General features: G+C 75.1%; 18 protein-coding genes. 15 read left to right on the plus strand and 3 right to left on the minus strand.

What is annotated here, in order from left to right; translation table 11 throughout:
* Window positions 1–3 precede the first annotated feature (3 nt).
* Window positions 4–612 (minus strand): hypothetical protein, encoded by a 609-nt coding sequence (locus ACFV4F_RS15515; RefSeq protein WP_380494952.1) that lies wholly within the window; start codon window positions 610–612, stop codon window positions 4–6.
* Window positions 613–865: 253 nt separating this feature from the next.
* Between ACFV4F_RS15515 and ACFV4F_RS15520 the strand changes: the two genes are divergently transcribed.
* The 3 genes from ACFV4F_RS15520 to ACFV4F_RS15530 are packed head-to-tail and all read left to right on the plus strand — an operon-like array spanning window position 866 to window position 3758.
* On the plus strand, window positions 866–1027 hold the full coding sequence (locus ACFV4F_RS15520) for a hypothetical protein (protein ID WP_380447285.1): 162 nt from the start codon (window positions 866–868) through the stop codon (window positions 1025–1027).
* Window positions 1024–3279 (plus strand): heavy metal translocating P-type ATPase, encoded by a 2256-nt coding sequence (locus tag ACFV4F_RS15525; protein WP_380502801.1) that lies wholly within the window; start codon window positions 1024–1026, stop codon window positions 3277–3279. Before ACFV4F_RS15520 ends, ACFV4F_RS15525 begins: the two co-directional genes overlap by 4 nt.
* On the plus strand, window positions 3279–3758 hold the full coding sequence (locus tag ACFV4F_RS15530) for a copper chaperone PCu(A)C (protein WP_380447281.1): 480 nt from the start codon (window positions 3279–3281) through the stop codon (window positions 3756–3758). Before ACFV4F_RS15525 ends, ACFV4F_RS15530 begins: the two co-directional genes overlap by 1 nt.
* A 42-nt stretch (window positions 3759–3800) precedes the next feature.
* Here the strand turns inward: ACFV4F_RS15530 and ACFV4F_RS15535 are convergent, their stop codons facing one another.
* Window positions 3801–4655: a universal stress protein gene (locus tag ACFV4F_RS15535; RefSeq protein WP_380502804.1), complete on the minus strand. Its 855-nt coding sequence runs from the start codon at window positions 4653–4655 to the stop codon at window positions 3801–3803.
* Window positions 4656–4982: 327 nt separating this feature from the next.
* Here ACFV4F_RS15535 and ACFV4F_RS15540 point away from each other — a divergent pair, with 327 nt between their 5' ends.
* The 11 genes from ACFV4F_RS15540 to ACFV4F_RS15590 all read left to right on the plus strand — a co-directional run bounded on the left by ACFV4F_RS15540 (window position 4983) and on the right by ACFV4F_RS15590 (window position 18898).
* Window positions 4983–6680: a GAF domain-containing protein gene (locus ACFV4F_RS15540; protein ID WP_380502845.1), complete on the plus strand. Its 1698-nt coding sequence runs from the start codon at window positions 4983–4985 to the stop codon at window positions 6678–6680.
* A 225-nt stretch (window positions 6681–6905) separates the two neighbouring features.
* On the plus strand, window positions 6906–8438 hold the full coding sequence (locus ACFV4F_RS15545) for an amino acid adenylation domain-containing protein (protein ID WP_380502807.1): 1533 nt from the start codon (window positions 6906–6908) through the stop codon (window positions 8436–8438).
* Between the two features lie 47 nt (window positions 8439–8485).
* Window positions 8486–8728 carry a phosphopantetheine-binding protein gene (locus tag ACFV4F_RS15550; RefSeq protein ID WP_380494963.1) on the plus strand — a complete coding sequence of 81 codons (243 nt, stop codon included), beginning with the start codon at window positions 8486–8488 and terminating at the stop codon, window positions 8726–8728.
* Window positions 8725–10053 (plus strand): flavin monoamine oxidase family protein, encoded by a 1329-nt coding sequence (locus ACFV4F_RS15555; RefSeq protein ID WP_380502810.1) that lies wholly within the window; start codon window positions 8725–8727, stop codon window positions 10051–10053. The genes ACFV4F_RS15550 and ACFV4F_RS15555 overlap by 4 nt, the downstream gene beginning before the upstream one ends.
* 71 nt (window positions 10054–10124) lie before the next feature.
* Window positions 10125–11825, plus strand: a complete 1701-nt coding sequence (locus tag ACFV4F_RS15560) for a class I adenylate-forming enzyme family protein (RefSeq protein ID WP_380502813.1) — start codon at window positions 10125–10127, stop codon at window positions 11823–11825.
* Window positions 11826–11844: 19 nt separating this feature from the next.
* A complete protein-coding gene (locus ACFV4F_RS15565) occupies window positions 11845–13248 on the plus strand; it encodes a KamA family radical SAM protein (RefSeq protein ID WP_380502815.1) in 1404 nt (467 codons plus the stop codon).
* Window positions 13245–14279 (plus strand): RimK family alpha-L-glutamate ligase, encoded by a 1035-nt coding sequence (locus tag ACFV4F_RS15570; protein ID WP_380502818.1) that lies wholly within the window; start codon window positions 13245–13247, stop codon window positions 14277–14279. The genes ACFV4F_RS15565 and ACFV4F_RS15570 overlap by 4 nt, the downstream gene beginning before the upstream one ends.
* Window positions 14276–15499 (plus strand): phenylacetate--CoA ligase family protein, encoded by a 1224-nt coding sequence (locus ACFV4F_RS15575; RefSeq protein WP_380502820.1) that lies wholly within the window; start codon window positions 14276–14278, stop codon window positions 15497–15499. The genes ACFV4F_RS15570 and ACFV4F_RS15575 overlap by 4 nt, the downstream gene beginning before the upstream one ends.
* Entirely contained in the window at window positions 15496–16758 is a 1263-nt protein-coding gene (locus tag ACFV4F_RS15580) for an MFS transporter (protein ID WP_380502823.1), read from the plus strand. The genes ACFV4F_RS15575 and ACFV4F_RS15580 overlap by 4 nt, the downstream gene beginning before the upstream one ends.
* Window positions 16755–17627: an SDR family NAD(P)-dependent oxidoreductase gene (locus ACFV4F_RS15585; protein WP_380502826.1), complete on the plus strand. Its 873-nt coding sequence runs from the start codon at window positions 16755–16757 to the stop codon at window positions 17625–17627. Before ACFV4F_RS15580 ends, ACFV4F_RS15585 begins: the two co-directional genes overlap by 4 nt.
* 14 nt (window positions 17628–17641) lie before the next feature.
* Window positions 17642–18898 (plus strand): phenylacetate--CoA ligase family protein, encoded by a 1257-nt coding sequence (locus tag ACFV4F_RS15590; RefSeq protein ID WP_380502829.1) that lies wholly within the window; start codon window positions 17642–17644, stop codon window positions 18896–18898.
* An 18-nt stretch (window positions 18899–18916) separates the two neighbouring features.
* Here ACFV4F_RS15590 and paaI read toward each other — a convergent pair whose 3' ends face one another.
* Window positions 18917–19330 (minus strand): hydroxyphenylacetyl-CoA thioesterase PaaI, encoded by a 414-nt coding sequence (gene paaI / locus ACFV4F_RS15595; RefSeq protein ID WP_380494980.1) that lies wholly within the window; start codon window positions 19328–19330, stop codon window positions 18917–18919.
* 70 nt (window positions 19331–19400) lie between these two features.
* Here paaI and ACFV4F_RS15600 point away from each other — a divergent pair, with 70 nt between their 5' ends.
* Complete coding sequence (locus tag ACFV4F_RS15600; protein WP_380502833.1) at window positions 19401–20411, plus strand: RNA ligase family protein; 1011 nt, start codon at window positions 19401–19403, stop codon at window positions 20409–20411.
* The last annotated feature ends 204 nt before the right edge of the window (window positions 20412–20615 follow it).

A 20615-nucleotide genomic window follows, 5' to 3' on the forward strand; every position in this document is an offset into this window, starting at 1 on the left:
CGGTCAGTACCGGACGGCCTTCACCACCACCGGGACCAGCCGCTGCTCGGTGTGGCTGCTGAACGCCACGGGGGACGCCAACTCGTCGCGCGGGACGTTCTCGGCGCCCACGACGGTGCTGTCGACCGTCATGCCGTTGGTGTCGGTGAAGTCGACCTGCACGGCGTAGGAGGCGGTGTCCAGGCCGTTGTTGCGGATGGTCACCACGACGGCCGGCAGGCCGCCGGTGTCCGCGAGCGGGACGCCGGTGATCGTGACCGCGCCGAGGGCGTTGCCGCCGTTGGGGGCCTGGGCGAGGGCGGAGACGGCCTTGTCGTGGGCCATCGCCTGCTGGGCGGAGACGGACGCGGCGAAGGCGGCCGCCGCCGCGGCCGACGAGGCGGCGGCCTCGGGCCCGGGGGACGGCGAAGCGCTCGCCGAGGGCGAGGCGGACTCGGTGGCCGCGGCGGACTCGGCGGGCGAGGGGCCCGAGGTGCGCACGATCGACGGGTTGGTCGACGAGCTGCTGCACGCCGCCGCCAGGACGCCCCCGGCGGCCAGCATCGCGGTCAGGGCGACCACGCGGGGGGCCGTCCGGCGGCGGGGGCCCGGGTGGGTGTGGAGTTCGCGCACGGCAGGTTGCCTCTTCTCGCTCGGCGTGTCCTGCACCCCATGCTTCGGGGCGCGGCGGCGGGACGGCGAGACCTGCACACCCGTTCGAGTGGACCCGCGGCTGCTCCCGGGCCGGCCGGCCGCCACCCCCCGCACCGGCACCGGGACCGGGCCGTCGCGGGCGATTTCCGCGGACTTCGAACCGTACGGGAACCACTCCGGTTCGCCGTCCGACTGGTGGGGGGTGAGTGCGAAGTCGCCGGGAGTCCGGCCGTTGAGTGTGCTGGCGGGGTTCGCCCTGCTGCTGGTGGTGGTGTTCGCGGTGGCGTACGCCGTGGGCCGTCAGGCGGGGCCGGTGTCGCCGGGGCTGACGCCCGGGGTCGGGGGCGGCGGCTCGCCCGGGATGTCCGGGCACGACATGGGAGGCATGCGGTGAGCGCGGTCGCGGGGGCCGGCGCCGGGGCGCTGGTGAGCACCGACCTGGCGGTCGGCGGGATGACCTGCGCGGCGTGCGTGGGCCGGGTGGAGAAGCGGCTGGCGAGGATCGAGGGCGTGTCGGCCGGGGTGAACCTGGCCACCGGCCGGGCGCGGGTGCTGCACCCGGCCGGCGTGGCCGTCGAGGAGCTCGTGTCGGCCGTCGAACGGGCCGGCTACACGGCCGAGCCGGTGGCGGCCGGGGCGGCCGTCGGCCCGGCGGAGGAGGAATCGGACGGGCGGTGGCGGCTGCTGGTGACGGCACTGCTGGCCGTGCCCGTGCTGGTGCTGTCGATGGTGCCGTCGCTGCAGTTCCCGGCCTGGCAGTGGGTGTGCTTCGGGCTGGCCATACCGGTGGTGACGTGGGGTTCGGCGGGCTTCCACCGGCGGGCGTGGCAAGGGCTGCGGCACGCGGCGGCGACGATGGACACGCTGGTGAGCCTCGGGGTGCTGGCGTCCTTCGGCTGGTCGGCGTACGCCCTGCTGTTCGGCGGGGCGGGTGCCATCGGCATGCGGATGCCGTTCTCGCTGACGGCCGACGGCGGCGGCGCGGCGCACGTGTACCTGGAGGCGGCCGTCGGCGTCCCGCTGTTCGTGCTGGCCGGGCGGCTGCTGGAGGGCCGGGTGCGGCGGCGCAGTGGTTCGGCGCTGCGGGCGCTGGCCGAGCTGGGCGCGAAGGAGGTGTGCGTCCGGGAGGGCGGCGAGGAACGGCTGGTGCCGATCGAACTGCTGCTTCCGGGGCAGGAGTTCGTGGTGCGGCCGGGTGAGCGGGTGGCCACCGACGGCGTGGTGGTCGAGGGCGGTTCGGCGCTCGACCTGAGCCTGCTGACCGGCGAGAGCGTGCCGGTCGAGGTCGGCCCCGGGGACCGGGTGGCGGGCGCGACGGTGAACGTCGGCGGCGCCCTCGTGGTGCGGGCGACGGCGGTCGGCGCGGACACCCAGCTCGCCCGGATCACCGCCCTGGTGGCCGACGCCCAGGCGGGCAAGGCACGGGCGCAGCGGCTCGCGGACGCGGTGGCCGGGGTGTTCGTGCCGTGCGTGCTGGCGGTCGCGGTGAGCGTGCTGGGCTTCTGGCTGGGCGCGGGCGCGGCCCCGCAGGCGGCGGTGACGGCGGCGGTCGCGGTGCTCGTGGTGGCCTGCCCGTGCGCGCTGGGGCTGGCGACGCCGACGGCGCTGCTCGCGGCGACCGGGCGGGGCGCGGAGCTCGGCGTGCTGGTGCGCGGGCCCGAGGTGCTGGAGAGCCTGCGGCGGGTCGACACCGTGGTGCTGGACAAGACCGGGACGCTGACCACCGGGCGGATGCGGCTCGCGGCGGTCACCACGGTCGACGACGTCGACCAGGAGGCGGCCGAGGCGCTGCGGCTGGCCGGTGCGGTGGAGCACCGGTCGGAGCACCCGATCGGGCGGGCCGTCGCGGCGGCGGCCAGGGAGCGGTGCGGGGAACTGCCGCCGGTGAGCGGTTTCCGGGCGACGGCCGGGGTCGGGGTGGCCGGGACGGTCGAGGACCGGGCGGTGCGGGTGGTCCGTCCGGATGCCGTCGACCTCCCGCCGGTCCTCGCGGAGGCGGTCGCCGAGGCCGGCCGGGCGGGCCGTACGGCCGTGGTCGTGGAGCTCGACGGCCGGGCGGAGGCCGTCCTCGCCGTCGGCGACACCGTGCGCTCCGGCAGCTGGCGGGCGCTGCACCGGCTGCGCGGGATGGGCCTGGAGACGGTCCTGCTCACCGGCGACGGCCCCGGCGCGGCCCGGGCGGTGGCGGACGAGCTCGGCATCGAGCGGGTGCACGCCTCGGCGTCGCCGGAGCGCAAGGCCGAGGTGGTGGCCGAGCTGAAGGCCGCCGGGCGGACGACGGCGGTGGTCGGCGACGGCGTCAACGACGCGGTGGCGCTGGCCTCGGCGGACCTCGGGGTCGCGCTGGCCTCGGGCAGCGACGCCGCGATCGGCGCGGCCGGGCTCACGCTGGTGCGAGGCGACATCGAGGCCGTGGTGGACGCCGTCCGCCTGGCCCGGCGCACGCTGGGCACGATCCGGACGAACCTGCTGTGGGCGTTCGGCTACAACGTCGTGCTCATCCCGCTGGCGGCCGTCGGGCTGCTGAACCCGATGCTGGCGGCGGTCGCGATGTCGCTCAGTTCACTGCTCGTGGTGGGCAACAGCCTGCGGCTGCGCACGTGGCAGCCCGGACGCGGCAACACCCGGAAGGGGGACCGGCGGTGATGATCGAGCGGCTCAAGGTGGTCGGCCCGCCCGTCGGGGCGGCGGTGCTGGCGCTCGTCCTGCTGAGCGGCTGGACGGCCGTCGGCGGCGCCGGGCGTCCCCGGCCGGTCGAGGCCACCGGGGACGGGTGGGTGCTGCTGCCGACGGCGGGGGCCGCGCCGGCCACGACGGCGTTCTTCACGATCCGCAACCCCGGCGACATACCGGACGAACTGACCGGTGCGAGTTGGGAGTTCGGCGGCCCGATCACACTGAAGCGGCACCTGCACCAGGGCGCGGCCGGGCGGTGGGAGGCCGTGACCGCGCTGCCGGTGCCGGCGCGCGGCGAGCTGGTGCTGTCCCCGGAGGACTCCGACCTGATGATGGCCGCGCCGCCACCGCTGCGGGCGGGCCAGTGGGTGGACTTCACGCTCACGTTCCGGCACAGCCCGGACCTCCGGCTCAAGGCCCAGGTGCGGCCGCCGGGTTCACGGCCGTGACCGAGGGGGCGGCGGGCCGCGGGCCCGCCGCCTCCGTCCGGATCACCCGTGCGGGACGACCGCCACCGGCGCCTTGGCGTGGTGCAGCACCGCGTGCGCGATGCGGCCGAGGCGCGGGCCGAGGTCGACCCTGCGGCGCTTGCGGCCGACGACCACCAGCGCCGCGCCCGCCGAGGCCTCGACGAGTGCCCCGGCCGCGCCCAGCCGGACCTCCTCGACCACCTCCACGCCGGGGTGCAGCTCCCGCTGCCCGGCCAGGGCGAGGGAGAGCATCTTCTCCTCCGTCGCCTCCAGTTGGGAGATCTCCGCGGCCTGCGGCACCCAGCCCGCGTACGCGAACACCGGCGGCAGGTCCCAGCCGTGCACCGCCCGCACCCGCGCCCGGCGCCGGGCGGCCTCGGCGAACGCGAAGCCGAGGACGCCCTCGTCCGGCTCCTGGACGTCGACGCCGACCACGACGTCCGACCCGCCCGCACCCTCCTGCCGCTCACGCACCACGACCACCGGCACACTGCTGCGCGCCGCCACGGCCATGCCGACGGAGCCGAGCATCAGCCCGGCGAAGCCCCCGAGCCCGCGCGAGCCGACCACGAGCAGGCCGGCGTCCTCGGCGGCGGCGACCAGGCCGTCGACGGGCGCGTCGAGCACGACGTCCGTCCGCACGTCGAGGCCGGGGTGGGCGGCGCGCAGCTCGGCGGCGGCGTCGGCGAGGACGCGCTCGGCGACGGCCGGCAGGTGGTCGGGCTCGGCCATGGCGTTGCGGCCGTCGGTGAGCCACGGCCAGGCGTGCACCAGGCGCAGCGGCACCCCGCGGCGTTCCGCCTCCCCGGCGGCCCAGCGGGCGGCGGCGGCGCTGCCGGTCGAGCCGTCGACCCCGGCGAGTACGAGTGGCGTCATGGCAGGAGGTCCTTCCCTCGGTGGCCGTTGCCGGACGGTGGGTGTGCTGACGTTCCGTCCGCTGCTCCCCCACCCTCTCCGGCCACGCCGCCCGCGCGGCAGAGGCCGCAGGGCCCCCGGGGACGGGACGAAAGGCCCGCCCGACGGAGCCTACGGGCGACCCCGGGGTGCGGCGGGGCGACACCCGGGCACTACGGTGAATCCGACAATCCTCCCGGTCAGGGCGCTTCTGACCCGGGGTGCGGCGGGCGACTGGAGGAGTACGGGGTGGGCGGCGCGCAGGGGATTCCGGCGGACGGCACCCCCGCGGCCGGCGGCGGCGCGCGGATGCCCCGGCTGCGGCTGGACGAGCCGCTGGAAGAGCTCCAGTGGCGCATCGACGCGGCCCGCGGCACCCAGGACCGCGTGCACAGCTTGCTGGAGGCGGTGCTCGCGGTCGGCCGGGAGCTGGACCTCGCCCAGGCGCTGCACCGGATCGTCGAGGCCGCCGCCGACCTGGTGGACGCCCGCTACGCCGCGCTCGGCGTGATCGGCGCGGACGGGCACTCGCTGTCCGAGTTCCGCACGGTCGGGATGACGGACGGGGAGATCGCCGAGATCGGCCCGCCGCCGTCCGGCCGGGGCATCCTCGGCGAGCTGATCCGCGACCCGCGCCCGCTGCGCTGCCCGATGCTGTCGGACCACCCGGCCTCGGCCGGGTTCCCGCCCGGCCACCCGCCGATGACCACCTTCCTCGGGGTGCCGGTGCGGGTGCGCGGGGAGGTGTTCGGGAACCTGTACCTCACCGACAAGCGCGGCGGCCTGGACTTCGACGCGGACGACGAGGCGGTGATCTCGACGCTGGCCGTCGCGGCCGGGGTCGCGATCGACAACGCGCGGCTGTACGAGGAGGCGCAGCGCCAGCAGCGCTGGCTGCGGGCGAGCGCGGAGATCACCCGGAGCCTGCTGTCCGGCGCGCCACGCCTGGCGGTGGTGGAGCTGATCGCCCGCCGGGCGCGGGAGATCGCCGGCGCCGAGCTGGCGGACGTGTCGATGGCGCCGGCCGAGCCGGGCGAGCGGGCACAGGAGCTGGCGGTCGAGGTCGCGCTGGGTGGCACGCCGGCCGAGCGACTGGGGGTCACGGTGCCGGTGGACGGCACGCTGTCGGGGGCGGCGTACGCGTCCGGTTCGCCGGTGACCAGTGACGGGCTGGCCTGCGACGGACGGTATCCGGCGGGCCCGGCCGGGCGGTTCGACGGGCTCGGGCCGGCGGTCGCGGTGCCGCTGGGCACCGGCTCGGGGTACGGGCGGGGCGTGCTGCTGCTCGCGCGGGCGGCCGGGCAGCCGGCCTTCAGCGCGGCCGAGACGGGCCCGCTGCTGGGTTTCGCGGACCAGGCCGCGCTCGCCCTCGAACTGGCCGAACGACGACGCGACGCCGAGCAGTTGACGCTGCTGGAGGACCGCGACCGGATCGCCCGGGACCTGCACGACCTGGCGATCCAGCGGCTGTTCGCGACCGGGATGACGCTGCAGAGCGCGGGCCGGCTGATCGACAGCCCGGCGGCGGCCGACCGGGTCGGGCGGGCGGTCGCGGACCTGGACGAGACCATCAAGATCATCCGTTCGACGATCTTCGGCCTGCGGGCCCACAGCGAGCCCGACCGCGGCCTGCGGGCGCGCACCACGCGCGCCGTCACCGAGGCGCAGGCGACGCTCGGCTTCCCGCCCCGGCTGAGCATGGAGGGCCTCCTCGACACCGACGTGCCGCAGGAGCTGGCCGAGCACGTGGTCGCGGTGCTCGGCGAGGCGCTGAGCAACGCCGCCCGGCACGCCGGGGCGGGCCGGGTCGAGGTGACGCTCCGCGCGATCGCCGGGCGGGTCTCGCTGACCGTCGTGGACGACGGCGCGGGTCTGCCGGAGGGCGGCCGGCGCAGCGGGCTGCGCAACCTCGCCGAGCGGGCCGAGCGGGTGGGCGGCACGTTCGAGGCGAGCACGGCCGAGGGCGGCGGCACCCGGCTCATGTGGTCGGCCCCGCTCAGGTCCTGACGCCTCGTCGGATCGGCGACGCTCCGTCACCGCACCACCACTCCCCGGTCGCCCGGCCGGACCCTTCCCCACCCGAACCGCCGAAGTATCGGGCCTGGATTCACAGTTCGCCCACACCCCCCTCGAAGAACATTCCCAACGGACATTGTCCCCACGCATGTTCGAAGGTAGAGTCGCCGTTCGCCGAGCACGGATGAGCACTTCTGAGCGTCATTTGGGGCGGGCATGTCAAATATTCGCGGTACCCTCCAGGTCGTCCCCGACCTGTTCGACGTGTTCATCGAAATGGCACGTCGATATCCCGACCGTCCGGCGATCGTCCACCGTGGACGCGCCCTGACCTACCGCCGGCTCCACGAGTCGGCGAACGCCCTGGCCACGCGCCTGGGCACCGATCCGGGCACGGTCGCCGTACCGGCCGTGCACACACCGGAAACCGTTGTCGCGCTGCTCGGCGTCCTCGCCGCCGGCGGCGCCTATTGCCCGGTCGATCCGGCATTTCCGGGGCCTCGCCAGGAGGCCATGACAACCGCGGCCGAGTGCCGCTCGGCAGTCGTCACCGGAACCGCCCTGTCACCCCAAGTCGGGCTTCCTTCGGTCGAGTTACCCGAGGCCCGGGAATTCCCCGGGGACCCGCCGGAGCCGGGCTCCGCACAACGCGCCGAGAGCGCCACCGAGGACGCCGGGGAACGGCCGGCGTACATTCTCTTCACGTCGGGTTCGACCGGGCAGCCGAAACCCGTCGTCACTCCCCGTCGCGCACTCGCGGCGACGGTCCCCTCCCTGCGCGAGCTGTTCGGCCTCACGCCGGACGACCGCGTGCTCCAGTTCGCCTCCCTCAACTGGGACACCTGCTTCGAGGAGATCCTGCCGACCCTCGCCACCGGCGCCGCGCTGGTCGTCGACCCCGACGCGCACAGCGGCTCGTTCCCCCGCTTCCTGCGGATGGTCGAGCACGAAGGCGTCACCGTCCTCGACCTGCCGACCGCCTTCTGGCACGAACTCGTGCTCCACCTCGCCGAGGACGGGCTCACCCTGCCCGAGTGCGTCCGGCTGCTGGTGATCGGCGGCGAGTCGGCCAGCCCCGCCCGGCTGGCCGACTGGAGCCGGCTGCGCACCGGGCGGATCCGGCTGCTCAACACCTACGGCAGCACCGAGACCACCATGATCACGCACGCCGTGGACCTGCACGGCCCGCTCGCCCCCGGGCGCACGTGGGACCGCACCGCGCGGGCGCCGATCGGGCGGGCCCTCCCCCATGTGCGCGAACGCATCGGCGACGACGGCGAGTTGATGATCGGCGGGCCGGCCGTCGCCCTCGGCTACCGCGGCCTGCCAGAGGCCACGGCGGCACGCTTCACCACCGTCGACGGCGAGCGCTGGTACCGCACCGGCGACCGCGTCGCCGCCGGGGACGGCGGCGTCCTCACCCACGAGGGACGCCTGGACGGCGAGGTGAAGATCCGCGGCGTCCGGGTCGACCCGACCGAGGTCGAGGCCCACCTGGCCGCCCACCCCGGCGTGTCGGCCGCGGCCGTCACCGCGGCGACCCTCGCGGGGCGCTCGGCCCTCGTCGCCTACGTCGTGCCGCGGCCCCACGCCGACAGCACCACCCTCGACACCGAACTACTGGCCCACCTGCGGGAACGCGTGCCCGGCCACCTCGTACCCAGCCGGGTGACCGTCGTGCCCCGGCTCGTCCTCACCGCGAGCGGCAAGGTCGACCGCGCCGGCTGCCACCGCCGCTACGCCGTCTGACCCCGTGGCCCCTGCCACCTCCACGACCAGGTCGAAGGAGACCCCCATTGAGCGTTGACACCACCACCCCGGCCACGCCCGACGACGTCGTGGCCATCTTCCGCCGCGTCCTCCAGCGCGAGGACGTCACGGCCGACTCCGACTTCTTCCAGCTCGGCGGCGACTCGCTGATCGCCACCCGGGTGCTCAGCGCCGTCGCGCGGGGCCACGGCGTCGAGCTGACCTTCGAGGAGTTCCTGGCCGAGCCCACCCCGGCCGGCCTCGCCGGGAGAATCACGGGGGCGGCGTGACCCCCCGGGCCGCCGTCGTCGTCGGCGCCGGCCTCGCCGGCCTCACCACCGCCGATCGCCTTGCGGCGCAGGGGATCGACGTCACCGTCCTGGAGGCCAGGGACCGCGTCGGCGGGCGCACGCACGGCATCGAGGTCGCCCCCGGCCGGTGGATCGACGGCGGAGCCGCCTACCTCGGCGAACGGCACACCGAACTCCTGTCCCTCATCGACGAGTTGGGCCTCAAGACCGCGCCGACGACGATGCCCGGCGCCAGCCGCTTCGCCCTCGGCGGCGAACACGCCACCCGGGACGGCCGGTTCCCGCCGCTGAACGCCGTCGCGCTCGGCGACCTGTTCGAGCAGTTGGACGAACTCACCTCCGCCGTCCGGCCGGAGGAGCCCTGGCTCACCCCCGGCGCCGAACACCTGGACACCCTCACCGCCGCCGAGTGGGCCGAGCAGCACCTCGCCCACCCCGACGCCCGGCTCTTCTTCCCGCTCTTCCTCGGCGAGATGATGGCCGCCGACCCGGCCGACCTCTCCGTCCTGCACATGGCGTTCTACCTGCGCTCCGGCGGCGGACTGCGCTACCTCAACGCGTTCGAGGGCGGCGCCCAGCAGGACCGGGTCGCCGGCGGCGCGCACCAGGTGTGCGAGCGGCTGGCCGAGCGGCTCGGCGCGCGGGTGCGGCTCGGCGAACCCGTCCGGGCCGTGCACCAGGATGCGGACCGGGTCACCGTCCGTACCGATCAAGGGAGTTATCGCGCGGACGTCGCCGTGCTGGCGCTGCCGCCACTGCTCGCCGACGCGATCGAGCACCGCCCCGGGCCGCCGCCGCACCGGGCCGGCGAACGCACCGCGCGCGGCTGCGCGATCAAGGCGAGCCTGGTCTACCCCGCGCCGCTCTGGCGCGACCACGGCCTGTCCGGCTGGTCGGTCAACGCCCGCGGCCCGCTGCTCTCCACCGTGGACGACACCCCGCCCGAGGGCGGACCGGGCGTCCTCACCGGCTTCGTCACCGGCGCCGAAGCGCACCGCTTCGCCGCCCTCAGCGCCGGGGAACAGCGCGAGGCGGCCGTCCGACAGGCCGCGCAGCTGTTCCCCATGCTGCCCGAGCCCCTCGCCTGCCACGTCACCGACTGGGTCAACGAGCCGTACAGCCAAGGCTGTTACGCCGCCCTGCTCGGCCCCGGCGACTGGCTCGCGCACGGCCCTGTGCTCACCGCCCCGCACGGCCGGGTGCACTTCGCCGGCACCGAGACCAGCACCGCCTACTTCGGGCTCATGGAGGGCGCGATCCGCTCCGGCCACCGCGCCGCCGCCGAGATCCTCGCCCGGCCCTGATCCACACCCCTTCCGCCCGGCACCGGCTCCACGAGAGCCGCGCGCCCGGCACCCCACGTCGGGAGACCGCCATGAACGACCACAGTTCCGTCGCCCCGCTCGCCGCCAGAGAGCGGCTGATGGCCGAACCCGCCCTCGGCGCGGGCAACTTCCTGGACCACGCCCTCGCGGCCAACCCGCACCGCACGGTCCCGTTCGTCTTCACCCACCGCACCGACCACCGCGGCGAGGTCGTGCTGCGCGGCCACAGCCTGCTCGACCTCGCCGCCCTGCGCGACCGCTACGCCGCCTGGTACCACGCCAACGGCGTGCGCCCCGGCGAGCCGGTGGCGGTCGTCGTCGGCGAGGGCCTGGAACCGCTGCTGCACTTCCTCGCGCTCACCGCGCTCGGCGCCGTCCCCGCACTGGTCAACGACGCGCTGCGGCACGACGTGCTGGTCCGCTACCTCGACCACGTCGGCGTGGTCGGCGTCGTCGCGGACGACACCACCCGGCTCGCCGCCGCCTACCGCGAGGACCCGCAGCGCCGCCCGCGCTTCCTCGCCCTCGCCGCCGAGGTGCGCGCGTTCGACGCCGACCGGGCCGGGCTGCCCTCGGCGTACCCGCACCGGCACGGCCCGGACGACGTCGTCGCACTGATCCACTCCTCCGGCACCACCGGCACCCCGAAGTCCACGATGCTCTCCCACCGCGGGTTCTGGGACGGCAAGCAGCCGCGCATGGTGCGCTTCCCGGCCGAGCCGTACGACCGGCTGATGTCGCTCATGCCGCACACCCACGCGGGCGGCCTGAGCTACTTCCTCACCGCCGTCCTGCTCGGGCTGCCGACCGTCGTCATGTCCGACTGGCGGCGCGCGGCCGTCGAGCCGGTCATGGAGGCGTTCCGGCCGACCATGGTCGCCTCCTTCCCGCGCACCTTCGTCGAGCTCGCGACCGGCGAACTGCCCGTGCGCGGGGCCGCGAAGGTGCACTCCTGGTTCAACACCGGCGACAGCGCCCACCACGGGCACATCCGCCGCCTGGTGACGCTCGGCGAACGGCCGGCCGGGCTGATCCGGCCCTGGCTGCTGCCGCAGGAGCGGGCCGAGCAACCCGCCTTGCCCGGTTCGCAGTTCATCGACGGCCTCGGATCCTCCGAGATGGGCATGGCGCTGTTCGGCCAGATCACCACACCCGAGAGCGCCCGCGACGACCGCTGCATCGGCAAGCCGCTGGAGGTCGTCGAGAAGGCCGCCGTGCTCGGCCTCGACGGCACCGAACTCCCGGACGGCGAGGTCGGGCTGCTGGGCGTCGTGTCCCCCTCGCTGACCCCCGGCTACTGGAACGACCCCCGGCTGACCGCCTCCTTCGAGCTGAACGGCTACTGGCTCACCGGCGACGTCGCCCGCCGCGACGCCGACGGCCGCTTCTACCACCTCGACCGGACGGTGGACGTCATCGACACCGCGGACGGCCCCGTCCACAGCCTCCCGGTCGAGGAGGTGCTGCTCGCCGACTGCGCCGACCTCGTGCGGGACTGCTCGGTGATCGGCGTCCCCGCCGAACGCGGCCAACTACCGCTCGCAGTCGTCCAGTTGCAGGCGGACGCCGAGGCGAGCGGCCCCGACGAGGTCCAGGCGGCCGCCAACCGGGCCCTGGCCGCCGCCGGTCTCGCCCCGCTCGCCGCCGTCCGGATCGCCCGGACGCCCGGGGACTTCCCGCTCGGGCCCACCGGGAAGGTGCTCAAGCGCGAGCTGCGCACCCGGCACGCCGCCCTCCTCGCCCGCCCGTAGCCCGGCCATGGACCACCACGTGATCCGCCAGCCGTACCAGTACACCCGCACCGCGCTCGCCGAGCCGGACTGGCGCCGCCTGCCCGGCTGGCGCGACGTGACCGCCGCCCAGTGGCGCGACCCCCAGTGGCAGCGCGCCCACTCGGTCAAGAACGCCCGGCAGCTGCGGGCCCTCGCCGGCACCCTCCTCGACGACCGCTTCTACGACGAACTCGCCGCCGACCAGGCCGGGTTCGCCACCATGGCGATGCTCCTGCCGCCGCACGTGCTCAACACCATGGCCCCGCACGCACCGGCCCGGCCCGGCCCGTTCACCGACGCGTTCCTGGCCGACCCCGTCCGCCGCTACATGCTGCCCGTGCGCAGCGACCGGCACCCGCGCTGGCCCAGCCACCCGCTGGCCGAGCGCGACTCCCTGCACGAGACCGACATGTGGGCGGTCGAGGGCCTCACCCACCGCTACCCCACCAAGGTCCTCGCCGAACTGACCTCCACCTGCCCGCAGTACTGCGGCCAGTGCACCCGGATGGACCTCGTCGGCACCTCGACCCCGCAGGTCACCAAGGCCCGCCTGGCACTGCGCCCCGCGGACCGCCAGGAGCAGATGCTCGACTACCTCAAACGCACCCCGTCCGTGCGCGACGTCGTCGTCTCCGGCGGCGACCTCGCCAACGTGCCCTGGCCGCGCCTGGAGTCCTTCCTGCTGCGGCTGCTGGACCTCGGCTCGGTGCGGGACGTCCGGCTCGCCAGCAAGGCCGTGGTCGGCCTGCCCCAGCACTGGCTCCAGCCGCAGGTGCTGGACGGACTCGCCCGGGTGGCGGCGGTCGCGGCCCGCCGCGCCGTCAGCCTGGCCGTGCACACCCACGCCAACCACGTGCAGTCGGTGACCCCGCTGGTCGCCGAGGCCGCCCGGGCGCTGCTCGACGCGGGCGTGCGGGACGTGCGCAACCAGGGCGTCCTCATGCGCGGCGTCAACGCGACCCCGGAGGCCCTGCTGGACCTCTGCTTCGCCCTCCAGGGCGAGGCGAACATCCTGCCGTACTACTTCTACCTCTGCGACATGATCCCCAACGCCGAACACTGGCGGACCCCGCTGCACCAGGCCCAGCGCCTCCAGGAGGCGATCATGGGCTACCTGCCCGGCTACGCCACCCCGCGCATCGTGTGCGACGTGCCGCACGTCGGCAAGCGCTGGGTGCACCAGGCGGTGGCCTACGACCGCGAGCGCGGGATCTCGTACTGGACGAAGAACTACCGCACGAGCGTGGAGTCCGGCGACGGGGGCACGGACGCCCCGCTCGACCGTCGCTTCCCCTTCTACGACCCGGTGGACACCCTGCCCGAGGCCGGCCGGCGCTGGTGGTCCGGCCCGGCCACCGGGTCCGCACGGCCAGAACTTCTCGAACCGCGAGGAGCACGATGAGCGAGTCCCCCACGCCCGACGGCCCGTTGCGCCGGCTGTGCTGGATCTTCCCCGACCGGGAGTCCTCCCGGATGGCCGCGCTGTGGCACCCCTTCTTCTGGGACCTCTACGCCGAGTGCGCAGCCGACCTCGGCCTGCGCTGGACGAGGAACGCCCCGGAGTCCGTCAGCGTCGACGCCACCGGCCCCGGCCGCCCGCGCGTCTACGTCGACGAGGAACCCGTGACCCCCGAGGACACGCTGTTCATCACCGCGCTCTACTCCTTGCCGTACCAGTCGATGGACGTCTTCAACCAGTACGCGCTCTACGCGGTGCTCGAACAGGCCGGCTTCTACCTGCCGTTCCCGCCGCAGGTGTCGCTGATCGGCAACGACAAGCTCGCCACCCTCCTCTACCTGGCAGGCTCCCCGGTCCCGACGATCCCGACCGTCCGGATCGGCACCGGGCGGGACATCGGCAAGCACGAGTACGAGGTGGCGCTCGGCGGCATGACGTACCCGGCGATCGTCAAGCCGTCCGGCTGGTGCGGCGGGGGCGGGATCAACCTGGCCCGCGGCCCGGAGGACGTCCGGGGCCTGGCCAGCCTCGCCCAGGGCGGCGACACGACGCTCGTCGTGCAGCCGTACCTCGGGGACGGCACCGTCGACTACCGCGTCTACGTCGTCGACGGCGAGCCGTACGCGGTGCTGAAGCGCACCCCCGAGGCCGGCTCCCCGGTGGCCAACGCGAGCCGCGGCGGCAGCATGGAGTTCCCGCCCGTGCCGCCCGAACTCGCCGAAGCCACCCGCTACTTCGCCGAGAAGCTGCCGATCCCGTTCTTCTGCGTCGACTTCCTGCACGACGGCACGACGTACTGGTTCTCCGAACTCGAACCCGACGGCGTCATCGCCCCCGACCACACCGACCCGCACCGCACCCTCCAGCGGGACGTCACCCGCGCCCGGTTCACCGCCTACCGCGACGGCCACGCCAAGTGGCTCGCCGACGGCGCCCGGCCGCTGACCCTCGACCACCGGACGGATCTCCGATGACCTCCTTCTCCCTCCTGCCGGAGGAAGCCGCCCCGCGCCTGTCCGTCGCCCGGCGCACGCTCGACCGCCTGCGGACCGTGCCCGGACTCGCCGGCCGCTACGACGGGCACCCGGACGTCCGCACCCTCGACGGCCTCGCCGCGCTCCCGCCGCTGGCCAAGGACGACCTCAACACCGCCCTCGCCCACCTGGAGCCGGCCGCCGAGCACGCCGCCACCTGGCTGTTCCAGAGCGGCGGCAGCACCGGCGCCCCCAAGGTCGGCTACGCGCCGACCGGCTTCTACATGGCCGGCGTGCACGCCCACTGGCAGCCGCTGGACCGCTCGGACGTCTTCGTCAACGCGTGGGGCGCCGGCCGGATGTGGGGCGCGCACTTCCTCGCCGCCGCGCTCGCCGACCTCTCCGGCTGCCGGATCATCGCCCTCGGCTCGGTGGCGAGGGACGAGTACGGCGGCTGGCTGGAGTTCATGGCCGCGCGCGGCGTGACGGCCGTCGGCGGGACGCCCAGCGTCCTGCGGCTCTGGTTCGCGCACGCCCGCGCCGCCGGGATCCGACTCCCCGCGCTGCGCAAGGTGCTGTGGCTCGGCGAGGCGTGGCAGCCCCAACTCGCCGAGGACGTCGCGGTGGTGGCCCCGCAGGCCCGCCGCTGGGGCATGTTCGGCAGCACCGAGACCTGGGTGGTCGCCACCAACACCCCCGACTGCCCGCCCGACACCTTCCACCCCCTGCCGGACCAGCTGGTGCACGCCGACCGGGACGGCCTGCTCGACTTCACCACCCTCAACCCGCACATGCTCAACCCCGTCCTGCGGTACCGCACCGGCGACGCGGGCGAGTTGACGACCTGCCCGTGCGGCCGGCCGGGCCCGGCGATGCGGGTGCTCGGCCGCCGCGACAGCGTCGTCCAGGTCCGCGGCCTCGGACTGGACGTGGACGAGGTGATCGCCCACGCGGAGCGCACGCCGGGTGTCGCCCGCGCCCAGGTGGTGCTCACCCAACAGGGCGGCCGGGTAGCGGAGTTGGAGGTCCTCTTACTGACCGACCCCGATGCCTCGCCGGACACCGACGGGCTGCGCAAGGAGCTGATGGCCGCCACCTTCACGCTGAGCACCGCCTTCCAGCACGACCCCGGAAACGTCCGGGTCCGCGCGGTCACCGAGCTGATCGGCAACGACCGCACCGGCAAGACCGCCGCCCTGGTCGTGCGGGAGGAGGCGTGAACACACGGCTGGGCCGCGGGTTCAACCTGTTCTGGGGCGGCCAGACCGTCAGCCTGGTCGGCGACAAGGTCACCGTCTTCGTCGTCCCGACCCTGATGATCTTCGTGCTGCACGCCTCCGCCCTCCAGGTCGGCGTCGTCGCGATGGCCCAGTACCTCGGCATCCCGCTGCTCGGGCCGGTCGCCGGCGTCCTGGTCGACCGCTGGGACAAGCGGTGGACGATGATCGGCTGCGACCTCGTCCGGCTCGCCGCCGTCGCCGCGATCCCGCTCGCGTACTGGCTGGACGTGCTCTCCACGCCGCTGCTGTTCGGCTGCGTCGCGGTGATCAGCGGCGCGACGATCTTCTTCAACGTCGGCTACCTCGTCGCCGTCCCGGCCGTCGTGCCCGAGGACGGCATGGTCCGCGCGTACTCGCGCCTTGAGGGCAGCGGCTCCGTCGCCGAGGTCGCCGGGCCCTCCATCGCCGCCGCCCTCTACAGCGCGCTCGGCGTCGCGGCGCTGCTCGTCGACGCGGCCAGCTACCTCGTCTCGGCCGTCTGCTTCCGGTCCATGCGGCCGTGGGGCGAGCGGACCGTCGAGGAAGGCTCGGTCCGGGAGCGGCTCACCCGCGGCTTCCGGCTCAACTGGGCCGACCCGGTGCTGCGGCGCGTCGTGCTGGCGGCCGTCACGCTCAACTCGGGCGGACCGGTCTTCGTCACCGTCCTGCCGGTGCTCGCCTACCGCGGACTCGACGTCTCCGTCGGGGAGTTCGGCGCGGCCATGTCCGTCGCCGCCCTCGGCGCGCTGGCCGGCGCCCTCGTCGCCCCGCGGCTCAGCACCCGCTTCGGCCTCGGACGCACGATGGCCTGGTCGCTGCTCCTGCACTGCCTGGTCGGCCTCGGCGTGCTCGCCGCGCCCGCACTGCCGGCCGGGCCGGTGATCGCCGTGAGCATGGGCTGCTACGGCTTCTTCATGTCCTGCATCAACGTGTGCAGCGCGCCCACCCGGCAGTCCCGGATGTCCGCCCTCAACCAGGGCGTCATGCACGCCGCCTTCCGGACCGTCACATGGGGCGTGATCCCGCTCGCCGCGCTCGTCGGCGGCCTCGCCGTGACGCTCCTGACCGGGCCGCTCGGCATCCTCGACGCCGCCCGGACCGTCATGGCGGGCGGCACCCTGCTGGCCGCCTGCTCCTTCCTCCCGGCCCTCGGCATCCAGCCGCTGCTCGACGCGGCGGTCCCCGAGCCGGCCGCCGAGCTCGCGGAGAGCACGCCGTGAGCGCCCGGGAGCGGGTGCTCCTGGTCACCGGGACGTCCTCGGGCATCGGCCTGGCCACCGCCGTCGCGGCGGCCCGCGCCGGGTTCACCACCGTCGCCTCGCTGCGCGACCCCGCCCGCTCGGGCCCGCTGCGGGAGGCGGCCCGCCGGGCCGGCGTCACCCTGGACATCCGGCACCTCGACGTCACCGAGGCCGCGTCCGTCGACGACTGCGTGGACGACGTCGCGCGGACGTACGGGCGGCTGGACGCCGTCGTCAACAACGCCGGCGTCGCCAACTCCGACCCGACGCTGGAGATGTCCACCGACGCCGCGCTGCGCGCCAACCTGGAGGTCAACTTCTTCGGCGTCGCCGCCGTCAGCCGCGCCGCGATGCCCCTGCTGCGGGCCTCCGGCGGCCGGCTGGTCACCATCGGCAGCGTGCACGGCGTCATCGGCCAGCCCTTCAACGAGGCGTACTGCGCGGCCAAGTTCGCCGTCGAGGGGTTCATGGAGGCGCTCGCCCCGGTGGCCGCCGCGCACGGCGTGGGGGTCTCGATCGTCGTCCCGGGCTTCGTGCCGGACTCCTCCTTCGGCATCTTCCCGGACGTGAACCGGGAGACCCTGCGCGCCGCTTCCGGCCCGTACGCGCCCACCTTCGCGGGGTACCTGGAGTGGCTCGGCTCGCAGGGGTGGGAGGCCGTCGGCCAGCCCGCCCGGGAGGTCGCGGCCGTCGTGGTGCGCACGCTCTCCGAGGAGGACCCGCCGTTCCGGGTGCCGACCGGCCCCTGGGCCTCCGAGTACCTCGCCGCCAAACTCGCCGACCGCGACGGCTCGGCCGTCCGGCGGCTCGCCCGCACCTGGCTCGGGCAGTCCGAAAGCCCTTCTTGAGACGTGGAGTCGACATGCCCGCGAAATCCGTGTCCGAGCTGGTCGCGTTCGCCCGCGCACACTCGCCGTTCTACGCCGAGCTGTACCGCGGCCTGCCCGCCCGGATCGACCACCTCACCCAGCTGCCGGTGATCGACCAGGCCGCCTTCTGGGCCGCCAACACCTGGCCCGACAACCGCGTCCTGACCGGCCCCCTCACCGACGCCGGCGTCTACAAGACCGGCGGCACCACCGGCGTCCCCAAGTTCTCCCCCTGGACCCGCGGCGAACACGCCGACTCCGTGACGGCCTTCGGCGCCGGCCTGGTCCGCGCCGGGCTCAGGCCGGGCCACCGGGTCGCCAACCTCTTCATGGCCGGCGAACTCTACGGCGGCTTCCTCTACATCGAGAACGCCCTGCACCACGCGCCGGTGGAGAACGTCCGCCTCGCCGTCGGCGGCGCGGCCCCGGACGAGGCCGTCGCCGACCTGATCGGCGGCTTCGGCGTGCACGTCCTGGCCGGCGAGCCGATGAAGCTCAGCGCCGTCGCCGAGGCCCTGGTGCGGCGCGGCGAGAGCGCCGACTCCGTCGAACTCCTGCTGTTCGGCGGCGACCTGCTCTTCGCCGACCTGCGCCCGATCCTGTCCCGCGCCTTCCCCAAGGCCGCCGTCGCCTCCGTCGGCTACGCCTCCAACGACGCCGGACTGGTCGGCTCCCCGGTGCCCGGCGACGACGTCCGGGTGCACGAGGCCTTCCCGGACCGGACGGTCGTCGAGCTGATCGACGACGCCACCGGCGACGTCGTCACCGCCCCGGGCGTGCCCGGCCGGGTCGTCGTCACCAACCTCTTCCGCACCCTCATGCCGATCCTGCGCTACCCCACCGGCGACCGCGCCGAGTGGACCGACGGCGAGTGCCGCCGCTTCCGCCTCCTCGGCCGCTCCGCCGAGGGCGCCAGGGTCGGACCGGTCGCGATGCCCACCGAGGAGATCCGCGCCGTCCTCCTCGCCGCCGACCCGGACGGGCACATCGCCGGGACGCAGCTCGTCCAGCGCCGCTGGGACGGCCGCGACGGCCTCATCCTGCGGCTCGGCTGCACCGAACAGCCCCCGCCGGGCCTGTCCGAGCGCCTCGTCGAGGCCGTCTACACCGCCCGCCCGCTCTACCCCGAGGAGGTCGCGCTCGGCACGATCCACCACCTCGCCGTGGAGTGGGTCCCGCGCGCCGACCTCGTCACCAACCCGCGCACGGGCAAGCTCCAGCAGGTCCTCGACGAACGCCCGGAGGACTGAACACCCGCGGGCGGCTGTCTACTTCACGGGCGGCCGCCCGCCGATCACGATGCTCTGGCCGCGGAACTCGGCGACGGTCGTGCCGTCCGCCGGGCGCCGCACCGTGACGTCGTAGACGCCGTTGCGCCCGGCCCGCGTCCGCTCCACCGCCTCCGCCACCAGTTCGTCCCCGACGGCCGCCGGCGCGAGGAACACCACCTGCGCCGCCTGCGCGACGGTGACCGGCCCGTGGCTGTTGCACGCGTACGAGAACGCCGCGTCGGCGAGCAGGAACAGGTACCCGCCGTGCGCCGTCCCGTGCTGGTTGACCATCGCCGCGCCGACCGTCATCCGCATCACGGCCCGCCCGAGCGCCACCTCGTCCAGCGCGATCCCCAGCGCCCGGCACGTCTCGTCCCGGGCGTACTGCTCCTTCATCGCCGTCTCGTCCATGGCCGCACCCTACGGCCTGTCCGGCGAATCCCCGTTGCCCGTGCGCGGACGCCCGGGGATGATCTCCGGTATGTCCGATTCCACGAGCCCCGAGCTGACGCCCTACCCGAAGATCCCGGCGAAGCGGCCGCTCGCCGTACCCGGGGTGCGGGAGTGGGTGGCCCTGGAGAAGGTGCACGGCGCGCACTTCGCGGTGGTGTGCGACCGGGACGGCGTGCGGCCGGCGAAACGGCGCGAGGCGCTCGGCGACGACGACCTGGACGGGTTCTTCGGGGTCAGCCGGATCTGGCCACAACTCGCGGTGGCGGCGGCCCGGTTCGCCTCCGCCGTGCGCGCCGACCGGGGCGCGGACGCGGTGGTGACGGTCTACGGCGAGCTCGCGGGCGGGAGTTACCCGCACCCGGACGTCCCCGCCGTCGTCGGCGTCGAGCCGGTGCAGACGGGCGTCTGGTACGCCCCCGGTCTGCACTGGCTGCCGTTCGACGCTGCCGTCGAGGCGCCCGAGGGCTCGTGGTGGCTGGCCGACCGCGCCGTCCGGGAGGCCGCGCGGGCCGCCGGGCTCACGTGCGTCCCCGCCCTCGGGTACGGCCCGCTGACCACGCTCCAGGACCTGCCGCCCGCCTACCCCACTCGCCTCCCGGCGCTCCTCGGCCTGCCCGCGCTCGCCGACAACCTCGCCGAGGGCTACGTCCTCAAGCCGGCCGGGGAATGGCAACGCGCCTCCGCCCGTCCGATCCTGAAGGTCAAGCACAAGGCCTTCGCCGAGGACTCGCGCTACGACGGCTCACGCCCGTACGTCGCACCGCCGGAGGGCGCCGCCGGGGTGCCCACGTGGCTGCTCGTCCAGGCCTCCGCCCTCCTCACCCCCGCCCGCGCGGCCGGGGCGGTGAGCAAACTCGGACCGCGGACGCCGGCCGACGCCGTCGCGCAGGAGATCCTCAAGGACGTCGCCGAGGAGCTCGCCGAGGCCCTCGGCGGCCTGGACGACGACCTCCGGGACCACCTGGAGCCCGCCCTGCGGCCCGGCGCCCTCGCCCTGGCCGACTTCGACGCGCGGGACCGCCGCACCCGCCGCGGATAGCCGCCGTCCGGGGGAACTCCGGCCGCGCCCCTGCACCGTCCGGGGCCCCGCTGCCCTAGGGTCTGTCTTCGAACCCCCGCCTGCCGTGCGACGTCTGGGCACGCGCCTCGCCGCGTTGTCGTCGGTCGCCGATGCTCCGCATGGACTCCCTCCTCCGCCTTGCGATGCACGCACCCAGACACCGCACGGCCCGCCCTCCGGGCG

It is taken from the genome of Kitasatospora sp. NPDC059722 (assembly GCF_042733235.1).
In the GTDB taxonomy this organism is placed as follows: domain Bacteria; phylum Actinomycetota; class Actinomycetes; order Streptomycetales; family Streptomycetaceae; genus Kitasatospora.